Genomic DNA, 11,505 nt, shown 5'->3' on the forward strand with positions numbered 1-11,505 from the left:
AGTCGAGGGAGCTCAGACGGGTGTTGGGGTCTGAGTCCGAGGCTGGCGACGGAGGAGCCAGTCGAGGGAGCTCAGACGGGTGTTGGGGTCTGAGTCCGAGGCTGGCGACGGAGGAGCCAGTCGAGGGAGCTCAGACTGGGGGTGGGGTCTGAGTCCGAGGCTGGCGACGGAGGAGCCAGACTGGGCGAGTTCGGGGTCTGAGTGCATGACCGCCGTGGCACGATGACCCCGTGACCGCCAAACTGGATCTGCTCAGCCCGAATCTCGAGGTGGCCGTGGTGACCACCAACCTCGAGGCGATGATCGAGTTCTACGAAAACTTCCTCGGGCTGGAATTCCAGTCCGAGCTCGAATTTCCGGGTGGGACGCAGCGCCGGTACGCGTTGGGCAGCAATGTCGTCAAGCTGGTCACCTACGACCTGCCCCCGGGGAAGCCGACCGCACAAGGCGGTGGCCGCGCCGAAGCGGGAATCAAGTATTTCTCGTTCGCGGTCAAGAATCTGACCGAGCTGGCCGAGCGCGTCGCGGCCTCGCAGTATGACCTGGTGGAGCCGCTGACCGAGTTCGAGCCGGTGCCGGGAATGGGGTGGCTGTTCGTCGCCGATCCCGACGGCAACTGGATCGAGTTCTTCGGCACGCTGTGACGGAAAGCCGTGCGCTGCAGGCGACCTAGCGCCGCAGCCGCCGGCCCAGATAGATCAACCCCGCGCCGATCAGGATCACCACCGGGCCGAGCACCGACCAGGTGGTGGTGTTGCTCATCGGGCTGCCCTGCACCACGCCGAAGCCCTGCAACGTGAACAGCAGCCCGAACAACGCGATGATGACGCCGAACAGGACCAGGAAGGCGCTTCGCATCATTCGACTGTACGGCCAGCGGCTATTTGGTACCGAACATCCGGTCACCCGCGTCGCCGAGGCCGGGCACGATGTAACCGTGCTCGTCGAGTCCGCGGTCGACGGAGGCGGTGTACACCGGGACGTCAGGGTGCGCATCGTGCAGCGTGGCAAGCCCCTCGGGGCAGGTGAGCAGGCAGACGAACTTGATGGACTTGGGGTGGCATTCCTTGAGCCGGTCCACCGCGGCCACGGCCGAGTGCCCGGTGGCCAACAGCGGGTCGACCACCACGACATCGCGTTCCTGCATGTCGTGAGGCATCTTGAAGTAGTACTCCACGGCAATCAGGGTCTTGGGGTCCCGGTAAAGACCGATGTGGCCCACCCTGGCTCCGGGAACCACCGACAACATGCCGTCCAGGATGCCGGTTCCCGCGCGCAGGATCGAGACGAAAACCAGCTTCTTGCCGTCGATCACCTTGCCCGTCATCGTCTCCAGCGGCGTCTCTATCTCGACGTCATGCAGCGGGATGTCACGCAGCACCTCGTAGGTCAGCAACGCCGACAGCTCGTTGACCAGGCGTCGAAAGTTGTTGGTGGACACCTCTTTCTGCCGCAGCAGGGTCAGCTTGTGCTGCACCAGAGGATGGTCGATCAGCTCGACGTTGCTCATGTTGTCAGAAAACCGTCCCGTCGCTGGTGATGGTCAGAGGGGGCAGGCCATCTCGGTGGCGGCGTGCCAGCGCGCGCCCGGCCGCCCAGGTGCCACCCTCGAGGATGCAGGCCAACGGCATCTGGGTGGCATCGACGTCGAGCCGGTCCCGTACCAGTGGCGCCAGTTCATCGATCAGCGCCACAGTCAGCGCCCGCCACTCGACGACCAATTCATCGGAGACAGACCACCTGTGGGTGGCCCAGTCGGTGTCGCGCAGGGCGAGCACCCCGGTGTCCAGGAACAATCCGCCGTTGCGGTACTCCGGAAGGCCGGTGAGCGCGTCGAGGCCCTGCACTTGTATGCCCGCCCAACCGAACGGTTCCAGCAGCGAATACGTCAGCCACTGGGACAACTTGTGGAACGGCATCCAGCCCACCGCCGGGTGCGGCCAGCAGTCCCCGACGGGCTGACCATCGATCATGTTGTCCGCCAACCAGATTCCCGACAGAGAGTCCAACAGCAGCGACAGGATGTCGTGGGCGGCGACGACACCGGCGTCGGACACCAGAGCGTCGTAGAGGCCGCCTGGTCGCCCGGCGGGGCCGAAAACCTGGGGCGCCTGTTGCAGAGCCGTACCAAGGCGGCGAAGCAGCGCGACCCGCCCGTCGAATCCGATGAGGGGGTTGGTGGCGCAGACCTGGAACGCGTTGCTCAGCTTCTCGGCGTCGAGCCCCAGCAACCCGTCGGCGTCGGCCCGCAGCGGCTGAGCCTGGTCGCTGGAGAACAGTCCCGCCGCGAAGGCATGCCAGCTGGCGACGCCGAGGCCTTCGGAACGTGTCAGGGTCTGCCCGGTGTCGGCTTCCCGGTACTGCCAGTCGGGACCCGAGCCGGCGTCGAGCAGCACGCTGACCACCGCCAGGTCGATCGTCGTGCGGGCCAGGTCGGCACCTGACCCCGTGGCTTCCCGGAGCGCAGCGGTCCGGTCCAGGCCTCCGGCTTCGAAATGCCGCCAGCGACTGTGAAAAGGGATATGGAGGTCAGGGAAGCGTTGCACCGTCAGATCGGCGACCACGGCAGCCGCGGTGGGCAGCGCGTCGTCGTGAACGCGGAACCAGGGCGATTCGCCCGCTCGCGCGCGCTCGAGCAGGAGTTGCGCGCGGGTGCGGATCGCCGCGGTGGTGCGAAGTTCGGCCACCGCCGCCGGCGCGCTCACCCGTGCAGGCTCCGGCCGACGGTGTTCTTCAGGTCTTCGGCGTCCGGTGCGCGGCCGGGGGTGAAGTATCCCGCGGCCATCTTCGCGTCGATCTCCACGCGGGCATCGGCGGGGACCAGCTCGTCGGGGATGTTGACCCGCTCACCGACCTCGATACCGGATCCGGTGATGGCGTCGTACTTCATGTTGCTCATCGACACCAGGCGGTGGATCTTGGTGATGCCGAGCCAGTGCAGCACGTCGGGCATGAGTTCCTGGAACCGCATATCCTGCACTCCCGCAACACATTCGGTGCGGGCGAAGTATTGATCGGCGGTGTCCCCGCCGACCTGACGTTTACGGGCGTTGTACACCAGGAACTTGGTCACCTCACCCAGTGCCCGGCCCTCCTTGCGGGAGTACGCCACCAGTCCGACGCCGCCGCGTTGGGTGCCGGCGATGCATTCCTCGATGGCGTGGGTCAAATAGGGCCGGCAGGTGCAGATGTCGGAGCCGAACACATCCGAGCCGTTGCACTCATCGTGCACGCGGGCAGTCAGCTCGACGGCCGGGTCGGCCAGGTCGCGCGGATCGCCGAAGATGTACACCGTCTGCCCACCGATCGGCGGCAGGAACACTTCCAGGTCTCCGCGAGTCACCAGTTCCGGATACATCCCCCCGGTCTCTTCGAACAGCACCCGGCGCAGGTCGGCCTCGGTGCAGCCGAAACGGGCGGCGACTCCCGGCAGCCACCAGACCGGTTCGATGGCGGCCTTCGTGACCACGGCCGCCCCGCTGGGCAGCAGTAGGCGCCCATCTGGGTGCAGCCGGCCCCTGCTGATCGCCTCGGCGATCTCCGGAAGCTGAACGTGTGCCTTGGTGACCGCGATGGTGGGCCGGATGTCCATTCCGCGTGCGATGTCGGCGGCGAACACGTCCGCCACCGCGGCACCCCAGGGATCCAGGCTGACGATCGTGGCGGGATCACTCCACTGCCGGTACGGGCCCACCACGTCGGTGGGTGCGGTGTTGGTCAGGTCGGCGCGGTGTTCGCGCGACAGCGCCCCCGAGGCGACGGCCAGGGCCCGGTAGACGCTGTAGGACCCGGAATGGGTGCCGATGACATTGCGGTGGGCGCGCGAGCCGGTGGTGCCGATGACCGGGCCCCGCTCTGCAGGGGTCGGTGCGCCCCACCGGAGCAGGGGTGCGTCGGGCCCGCCGCTGTGTGAGGTCAGCCGAATGTGGCTGGCGATGCGGGGTGGCGGTGCGCCGGTTCCAGCAGACATGACCATCCTTGTCAGCGCGGCCCGGCGTAGCAGCCGGAATGGGCCAGGATAACTCCTCGCCGGATTCGCTGCCCGTCGTCGCAGCTAGTCGGTACCGGCGGGACGAGCCCTCCGCACCGGCACCAGTGGACGGTTGCCGCGCTGGCGGCGGCCTTCGTCGGTGAGCCAGGCAAGACCGGCGGCCGAGGACAGCAGGGCGATGATGCCCGCCCACGTGCCCACGGACACCCAGGCGAGGGCGAACGCCACCACACAGACCACAAAGGCGAGCACACCGATCATGATCAAGGCGATTCCTGGTTTGCCCACCCGTACGACGTCATTTGCCGGTTCCGGGGTTCGGTCAGTCACGTGTGTCTCCCCTCCACGTGGTCCTCGTGCCCCGACTTCGTTCCGCAATTAGGTGGTACCCGAGTACCGCCGGGGCCAAAACGGCAGCTCGGGAATAGCTGACTCGGTTTATCCACTTGGGTACTGGGGTAGAGATTCACACGTCAGCCAATCGCAGTGCCGAGGTCAGAAGACATCGCCGCGGCACGTTAGGAGGCGATTTCGAGATGTCGGGTAAGCACCGAACGGCACCGGAAACCGACCGGTCGCCTAAAGCGGCCCGTGCCGGCGTGGTGAAGCGGTCCGCTGGAGCCATCTGGTTTCCGGCGTCGATTGCCGTCGCGTTTGCTGGGTTCTCCGCTGCCGTGGTGGTCGCGCATTCTGAGCCGGAGACCGTCCGTGAGCAGCCCACCGCCAGCGCGTACACCGTGGCCCAGCCCGAGGCCGCGCAGCCTCAGACCGCGCAGCCCCAGACCACCAGCCAGCAGGGCACGGTGGTGGCTGTATCGGCCGATTCCATCACCGCCCGCAGTGACAACGGATTCACCCAGACGTATCTGGTCACCCCGAACACCACGGCGGTCACCAGCGCCGGCGGTCAATCATTCACCGCCGCAACACCTTTCGCCGTCAACGATCAGGTCGCCATTGCGGCGACCGTCACCTCGGGCACGGCCACCGCGACCGCGATCGCCGACCGTGCCGTCATCGGCCAGCACGGCATGCCGATGGACTCTCTGACCTGAGGACTCAGCCGCCGGAGCGCACCCGCAGGGCGGCGGTGTGCTGCCCGGGCGGCGCGCCGAACATCCGTCGGTATTCGCGGGTGAACTGCGAAGCGCTGTCGTATCCCACCGCATGACCTACGGCCGCGACGTCTCCGGGGTGCGCCAGCAGAAGGCTCTGCGCGTGCTGCAGCCGAATCCGCTTCTGGAACTGCAACGGGCTCAGCGCGGTGACCGCGCGGAACCGCCGGTGCAGCGTCGAACTGCTCATGCCCGCCAGATCGGCGAGGTGGTCGATGGTCATCGGTTCCGCGTAGTGGTCACGAAGCCAGGCGATGACGCGGTTGATGTGTGTCACGTCGCTGTCCGGCAACCCGATCTGACGAACCACCCCGCCCAGCGGTCCGGTCAATGCCCGCCACAGGATCTCCTGCTCGATCAGCGGGAACAGCACCGGGGCGTCGCCGGGTCGGTCGAGTAGCCGCAGCATCCGGTCGACGGCGTCGAGCAGGTCGGGATCCGCGCGTCCGGTTGCGATGGCGGCGGGATCGGCCTCCGCGTGACGGCGGGTGGTCGGCAGGCGCAACGACAGGGCGGCCACGACGGCCGGCCGCAGCACCATACCCATCGACAAGGACGGGACGCCGGGGGAGATGTCGAGGTAGTGGCCGGTGACGGGTAGCTCCGCGGTCACCACCAAGCAGTCGCCGGCGCGGTACTCGTACACCCGCTCGCCGAGCAGCAGCCGCTTTCCTGCCTGGGCCATCACCACCAGGAGTGGCTCGGTGAGTGAATACTCCGGCACCTGATCGGGTTTCGTCACCGCCGACAGCAGCAGGCCGTCGATGGGGGTGTGGAGGTCAGGGCGCGCGTGTGCGGCAATCCGGTGGCGGATCGACCTCAGCACATCATCCGAGGAGCCCATGCCTTCACTCCATCATCGTTCTTGTCGGCGCAGATCTGTTCCGCGCACATCGAGCAGTATCGTGCAAGAGCGGGCTCGGATCGAGCTACCGCCGCACGCGCCGGCGGCATTGGATGGGTACATCATTCATTTGCCTCCAAGGAGCACATCTCATGCCACTCGATCACTACGTCACCCTCGGCCGGTCAGGATTGCGGGTGAGTCCGTTCGCCTTGGGTGCCATGACATTCGGAACCGATGTCGGCGGTGCCGGCAGTACGGTGGAGGAATCCGAACGCATCCTGTCGACCTACCTCGACCTGGGCGGCAATTTCATCGACACCGCCAACTTCTACACCAACGGCCACTCCGAGGCGATCCTCGGTGACTACTTCGCCAACCGCCCGGGCCGCCGGGAACGTGTCGTGCTGGCATCGAAGTTCTTCACCAATCTGTTTCCCGGTGACCCCAATGCCGGCGGCGCCGGCCGGTCGTCGATCATCGCTCAACTCGACGAGACCTTGCGCCGGATGCGCACCGACTATCTGGACGTGTACTGGCTGCACAACTGGGACCGCAACACCCCGATCGAAGAAACCATGCGCGCACTCGACGATCTGGTGCGCGCCGGCAAGATCCGCTACATCGGTTTCTCCAACAATCCAGCGTGGGTGGCGGCACAGGCGCAGACGTTGGCGGTACTCCAGGGGTGGACACCGCTGATCGCCCTCCAGGTGGAGTACTCGCTGCTGGCCCGGACCATCGAAGGGGAGATCGCGCCGCTGGCGCGCGATCAAGGTATGACGCTGGTGCCGTGGAGTCCGCTGAAGAACGGCTTCCTCTCCGGAAAGTACCGGCGCACAGGCGATGTCATGGATTCCGCGCGCGCCCACCACGTGGGTGTGCCCGACGAGGCCCAGTTCCGGGTGATCGATGTCGTGACCGCGGTGGCCGCCGAGATCGGCGCCAGCCCCGCCGCGGTGTCCCTGGCCTGGCTGCGGGCCAGGCCGGGAAGTGTCGTCCCGATCCTCGGGGCCCGCCGGCTGGGTCACCTCGAGGACAACGTCGCAGGGCTTGACCTGAGCCTCGAACCGGAACACCTGCGGCGGCTGGACGAGGTCTCCGAACCTCAGCTGAGCGAACCGGCACCGCAAAACGGCCACGTACGGGCGATGTTGCAGTTCGCCGGCGCCACGGTCGATGGGGAGACGTCGACGGTGTATCCACCGCTGGCGCAGAGCCGGGAACGTTACTGACGCTGCGCGGCAACGCGTTCCGCCACGGCGAGCACATCGGCGATCTCGATCCGCGCGGCGCCGGGGATCTTGGCGGCGTCGTCGTAGCGGCGCAACCGAACTGCGTCGCCCCACCACGGATGGTCGACGAACTCGGGGTCGACGCCTGCGCCGCCTTGCGCACGCAGGGATGCGAGGGACACCCCGGACAGGCCGGCGGCGTAGCGGGTGTCGGTGGCGGCCAGATAGCGTTTGGCCGCCACGTGCGCACCGGCGAGCCAGCCGACACGGTGCCCGAAGCGCGGCGTCAGCCACTCCTGGGCCACGCGGTCGTGGCGGGCGTCGGTGACCTCACCGAACAGCGGGCTGTGCGCCACGTCGTGCAGGGCGGCGGCGAGAACCAGCTGATCGTCGGCGTCATCGTCCAACGCGCGGGCGGCCGACTGCAGGGCATGGTCCAGTTCGTCGACGGCTTCCTCGTCCCAGACGCCGCGCAACGACAGCAGCAGCGCCTCGACATCCCCGACGCTGTCCACGCCGTAGACCATGTCAGTGCCGGGAGGCCGGGGATACACGCTCATGTGAACATCCCGCTAACAGATGGCGCCGCGGTCAGTTACCGGCGGGGGCTTGCAGCGCGGGACGGGCACCGTGCGGGTCCTCCAGAGCCATCTGCGGCATGGTGGGGTCCGTGGTGGGCAGCGCCGACTCGATACCCAGCACCGATTGCGGCGACTGCCCGTCGGCGTTCTCGAGCTGCACACTGGTCTGTGGCCCGGCGGTGATGTTGATTCCCGGGTTGGGCGGCACGGGATGAGAGTTGCCGACCGAGATGCCGTTGAGGGCACTGGAGTTCGTCAGGCTGCCCGGCGCCTGTCCGGTGTTGCCGAGCTGGCTTCCCGGCAGACCGCTGAGCTGTTGTCCCGCAGCGGCGTTGGTGGTGATGCGCACACCTCGGGCGTCAGTGGTGGCCGGTGGGCCCACCACGATGATGTTGTAGGGGTAGGAGAAACTCCCCGGTTGCGGCGACACGTCGCCGGGAATGTACGGGGGAGCCGGCGGCAGGTCCGGCGGCTCCGCCGCAGCGGTGGGCGCGCCGATCGCAGCCAACAGTCCGGCGAATGCTGCCGCGGGGATCATCCAGTGCGTGGCCATGTCCGACTCAGATCTTGATGGGGTCGCCGTAGACGGCGAACTGGGTGTGTGCCGCTGAGGTCGAAACACGCAGATAACCATACGACCGGATGGTCACATCGCCTCCGCACGCGTCTGCTTTGACATGGATGTTGTCGATGTCGATCATCGCCTGGCCACCTTCGCTGAGGGCCATGTTGGACAACGGGAGGTCGACGATGACACCCGGCTGCACCACGGTCTGCACGAATCCTGCTCCGCCGCCGCTGATCCCGATGTTGGCGCCATCGCTGAACGGGAGCCCGACCGAGCCCTGGGGCGCGACACCGGCTGTGCCGCCGTACTGCAGGCCCGTCGACACATCGCGCTGGCAGCCCAGCTGGTAGCCGACGATGAACAGGCTGTCGGTGATGTGGCCGGCGCCGCCGCTGGCCGTGGCGGTGCCCGACAAGGTGACGAAGCCCTCACGTGAGTCGGCGGCGTTGGCCAGGTTGGGCACCGAGTTGACCACTTCCCGGTCCAGCTGGATGTTGAGCGTCCACCCGTCGCGGGAAACCTTGGAGTAGACCTTCGGTGCCATGTCGACCGGCGCGGCCGAGGCCGCAGTGATCCCGCAGACCCCGCCGAGCACCGCTGCGATCGACATGGCGGTCCCTACCGCCCTGATGCTTCCGGCAACGCTGGTCAACGCGTACCCCCAACTCCTGAATTGCTCGACGGTCCTCGAGTCGACAGCGTTGTCGGCGATCCCGGCGCACGGCCACCGCAGTGTAGAGCACGGAGGGAAATTGACGCCGAGATTGAATTTAACCGGAAACCGACGGAAATAGGCGGTTCGTCCGGTTGCTGAGCAACCTCGGTTTTCCGGCGAGTCACCGCCGCAGGGCCCGCGGTGCGCCTTACTGTGGCGCCATGGGGACCGAGCGCGAAGCGTCACCCGGAGATTACGAACAGCGTGTCGACCCGGGCGCGCTGGCGCTGGCAACGGTGGCCGGCGCCGTCGCGTTCATCTTCGGCGGCGGTGACTGGGACGCTCTGGCGTGCGTCATCGGGTCGATGCTGCTCGTCATCCTGATGGCTCACCACCGGGCGGCGCCGGCGGTGCACACGCCGCGTTCCTACTTCCTGCGTGCGGCGTTCGGCGCCACCACCGGGTTGGCGTTCTGCATCGCGATCGCCCCGGCAATCCAATTCGGCATCATCGAGCCGTATTACCCCACCTTCGACGAGGAGGGGTTTCACATCGACGGCGCCTACAACACCACCCTGGTGATCGCGGTGCTGTGGCCCTTCGTCGCGTTTCTGCTCGCGGTTGCGGAGCCCCGCATCGCCCGGTGGCTGGATCGTGCGCCCCGCCGGGAACGCGGGGCGTCAAGTCCCCGGGAGCTCTAACGCGCGGCGCCGGTCACCGCGGCCAGTTCACCCGCGGGTACGGACTGCAGGATCGACTGAAGGATCTCCCCGCTGCGCACCGCGATGTTGGACAGCAACGACGACGTGAGTCCGTGGGTGTGTTCGGTGTTGCCTTGGATGTAGAGGTTGCCCAGGGTCGGTGGCTCGGTGGCCAAACGGTAGTCGCGCGATACCGCGGGCTGGCCGTCGACCAGCACGACGTTTTGGTACAGATCGCCGAGGATTCCGCGCAGTGATGCCGGTGAGAATCCGGTGGCATACACCACGGCGTCACAGTCGAGCACGTCGACCGAACCTGTGGGGTGGTGCAGGATGTGCACCCGCACACCGTCTTCGCCCTCCTCGGTCTTGTTCACACTGGAGGCGCCACGCAGGAACAGGCGGCGCTGGCCGGCCACGCGCTCGGCGTATTCGCGGGCGTACAACTCCTCGATCAAGGGCAGATCGACAGCCGAGTAATTGGTGCTGCGGTGGTAGTCGATCAGCTGGCGGCGGACTCCGGGGTCGGCGGTGTAGAAGTCGTCCACCGCATCCGGGTCGAAAACCCGGTTGGCGAACGGACTGTCGTCGGCGGGGCTGTAACCGTATTTGGCGAACACCCCGTGCACTTCGTTCTCCGGGGACAGATCGTGTAGGTATGCCGCCACCTCGGCGGCGCTCTGCCCGGCACCCACCACCACGTACCGGTTGTGCTTGCGGCTCGGCAGCCTCTCGAGATCGTGGAGGAAACCGTGATTGTGAACCTGGCGTGCCGAGGCGGTGACGCCGGGCGGCAGTTGCGGATTCAGGCCACCGGCGATCACCACGTGGTGTGCTCGGAGTCGCCGTGGGTGAGTTCCGCTGACCTCGACCTCGAATACGCCGTCGACCTCATCGACGGCGGTTACGCGGGAGCCGTAATGGACTTCTGCGTCGACCTTGGCTGCCGACCACGCCAGGTAGTCGTGGAATTCCAGCCGCGTCGGGAAGAAGGTCTTGTAGTTGATGAACTCGGTGAGGCGGCCGCGCTCGGTCAGGTAGTTCAAGAAGGTGAAGTCGCTCTTCGGGTTCCGTTGTGTCACCAGGTCCTTGAGGAACGAGATCTGCATGGTGGCACCCGGGATCAGCATCCCGGTGTGCCAGCCGAATTCGTCCTTGGCTTCGACGAACTGCGCGTGGATCCGCCGGGTGACCGCCGGGTCGCTGTTGTGCTCCATGACCGCGATCGCCAGCGCCAGGTTGGAGGGGCCGAATCCGACACCCACGAAGTCGAGGATCGGACGGTGGCCGTTTGATTCCCGCACCATCACGCACCTGCCATCTGGTCGAGTGCGCCGGGAACGGGCTGGGAAGGATCTGATCCCACCGCCACGATGCGGTTGTCGGAGTCGACATGCACTACCCGCGCCGTGTGTGTGGTCCGTTCGACTTCATCGACCTGGAGGAACGACATGATGATCACCAGGTTTCCCGGGGAGATCAGGTGGGCTGCGGCACCGTTGATCCCGATGACGCCGCTGCCGGCCGGCCCCGTGATGGCGTAGGTGACCAGACGCGCTCCGGTGGTGACGTCGACGACGTGGACCTGCTCACCCTCGACGATGTCGGCTGAGCTCATCAGGTCCCGGTCGATGGTGATGGAACCGACGTAGTGCAGATCGGCCTGGGTGACCGTCGCCCGGTGAATTTTGCCCGCCAATAGTGTTCGTTGCATATCGCGCCCCTCTCGCGCCGCCCGAAGGTAGCGCCTCGATGTTGAAAAGTGCACCGGCTGAGCCTGTTTAAGCGAAGGCTAACCTATTTCCGCTTTCCCGC

General features: G+C 66.8%; 15 protein-coding genes. 4 read left to right on the top strand and 11 right to left on the bottom strand.

Annotated features, from left to right (window positions below; translation table 11 throughout):
* Positions 1-230 precede the first annotated feature (230 nt).
* A complete protein-coding gene (locus tag AC3A6P_RS24840) occupies positions 231-644 on the top strand; it encodes a VOC family protein (RefSeq protein WP_487694596.1) in 414 nt (137 codons plus the stop codon).
* A 25-nt stretch (positions 645-669) separates the two neighbouring features.
* On the opposite strand, the gene AC3A6P_RS24845 is transcribed toward AC3A6P_RS24840, so the two are convergent.
* From AC3A6P_RS24845 to AC3A6P_RS24865, 5 genes are all read right to left on the bottom strand, one after another.
* Positions 670-858, bottom strand: coding sequence for a hypothetical protein (locus tag AC3A6P_RS24845; RefSeq protein ID WP_487694598.1), 189 nt, complete (start codon positions 856-858; stop codon positions 670-672).
* A 22-nt stretch (positions 859-880) separates the two neighbouring features.
* Positions 881-1,510, bottom strand: coding sequence for a uracil phosphoribosyltransferase (gene upp / locus AC3A6P_RS24850; RefSeq protein WP_487694599.1), 630 nt, complete (start codon positions 1,508-1,510; stop codon positions 881-883).
* A gap of 4 nt (positions 1,511-1,514) precedes the next feature.
* A complete protein-coding gene (locus tag AC3A6P_RS24855) occupies positions 1,515-2,705 on the bottom strand; it encodes a URC4/urg3 family protein (RefSeq protein ID WP_487694600.1) in 1,191 nt (396 codons plus the stop codon).
* A complete protein-coding gene (locus AC3A6P_RS24860) occupies positions 2,702-3,970 on the bottom strand; it encodes a GTP cyclohydrolase II (RefSeq protein ID WP_487694601.1) in 1,269 nt (422 codons plus the stop codon). The genes AC3A6P_RS24855 and AC3A6P_RS24860 overlap by 4 nt, the downstream gene beginning before the upstream one ends.
* An 84-nt stretch (positions 3,971-4,054) precedes the next feature.
* The gene (locus AC3A6P_RS24865; protein WP_487694603.1) at positions 4,055-4,321 is read right to left on the bottom strand and encodes a LapA family protein; all 267 of its coding nucleotides are present in this window, start codon (positions 4,319-4,321) and stop codon (positions 4,055-4,057) included.
* A 206-nt stretch (positions 4,322-4,527) separates the two neighbouring features.
* Here AC3A6P_RS24865 and AC3A6P_RS24870 point away from each other — a divergent pair, with 206 nt between their 5' ends.
* On the top strand, positions 4,528-5,046 hold the full coding sequence (locus tag AC3A6P_RS24870) for a hypothetical protein (protein ID WP_487694605.1): 519 nt from the start codon (positions 4,528-4,530) through the stop codon (positions 5,044-5,046).
* A gap of 4 nt (positions 5,047-5,050) precedes the next feature.
* Here the strand turns inward: AC3A6P_RS24870 and AC3A6P_RS24875 are convergent, their stop codons facing one another.
* Positions 5,051-5,950 (bottom strand): AraC family transcriptional regulator, encoded by a 900-nt coding sequence (locus AC3A6P_RS24875; RefSeq protein ID WP_487694606.1) that lies wholly within the window; start codon positions 5,948-5,950, stop codon positions 5,051-5,053.
* Between the two features lie 152 nt (positions 5,951-6,102).
* Between AC3A6P_RS24875 and AC3A6P_RS24880 the strand changes: the two genes are divergently transcribed.
* Complete coding sequence (locus AC3A6P_RS24880) at positions 6,103-7,185, top strand: aldo/keto reductase (protein WP_487694607.1); 1,083 nt, start codon at positions 6,103-6,105, stop codon at positions 7,183-7,185.
* Here the strand turns inward: AC3A6P_RS24880 and AC3A6P_RS24885 are convergent.
* From AC3A6P_RS24885 to AC3A6P_RS24895, 3 genes are all read right to left on the bottom strand, one after another.
* Complete coding sequence (locus tag AC3A6P_RS24885; RefSeq protein WP_487694770.1) at positions 7,179-7,712, bottom strand: HD family phosphohydrolase; 534 nt, start codon at positions 7,710-7,712, stop codon at positions 7,179-7,181. The genes AC3A6P_RS24880 and AC3A6P_RS24885 overlap by 7 nt on opposite strands.
* Before the next feature lie 64 nt (positions 7,713-7,776).
* Positions 7,777-8,319, bottom strand: coding sequence for a hypothetical protein (locus AC3A6P_RS24890; protein ID WP_487694609.1), 543 nt, complete (start codon positions 8,317-8,319; stop codon positions 7,777-7,779).
* 7 nt (positions 8,320-8,326) lie between these two features.
* Positions 8,327-8,944 (bottom strand): MspA family porin, encoded by a 618-nt coding sequence (locus AC3A6P_RS24895; RefSeq protein ID WP_487694610.1) that lies wholly within the window; start codon positions 8,942-8,944, stop codon positions 8,327-8,329.
* Positions 8,945-9,210: 266 nt separating this feature from the next.
* Between AC3A6P_RS24895 and AC3A6P_RS24900 the strand changes: the two genes are divergently transcribed.
* The gene (locus AC3A6P_RS24900) at positions 9,211-9,690 is read left to right on the top strand and encodes a hypothetical protein (protein ID WP_487694611.1); all 480 of its coding nucleotides are present in this window, start codon (positions 9,211-9,213) and stop codon (positions 9,688-9,690) included.
* On the opposite strand, the gene AC3A6P_RS24905 is transcribed toward AC3A6P_RS24900, so the two are convergent.
* Together AC3A6P_RS24905 and panD are read right to left on the bottom strand one after the other, a co-directional pair.
* Positions 9,687-10,997 (bottom strand): lysine N(6)-hydroxylase/L-ornithine N(5)-oxygenase family protein, encoded by a 1,311-nt coding sequence (locus AC3A6P_RS24905; RefSeq protein WP_487694612.1) that lies wholly within the window; start codon positions 10,995-10,997, stop codon positions 9,687-9,689. The genes AC3A6P_RS24900 and AC3A6P_RS24905 overlap by 4 nt on opposite strands.
* Positions 10,997-11,404, bottom strand: a complete 408-nt coding sequence (gene panD, locus AC3A6P_RS24910) for an aspartate 1-decarboxylase (RefSeq protein ID WP_487694613.1) — start codon at positions 11,402-11,404, stop codon at positions 10,997-10,999. Before panD ends, AC3A6P_RS24905 begins: the two co-directional genes overlap by 1 nt.
* Positions 11,405-11,505: the final 101 nt, after the last annotated feature.

The sequence above is a fragment of the Mycobacterium sp. Soil_C_30 genome, from assembly GCF_057656995.1.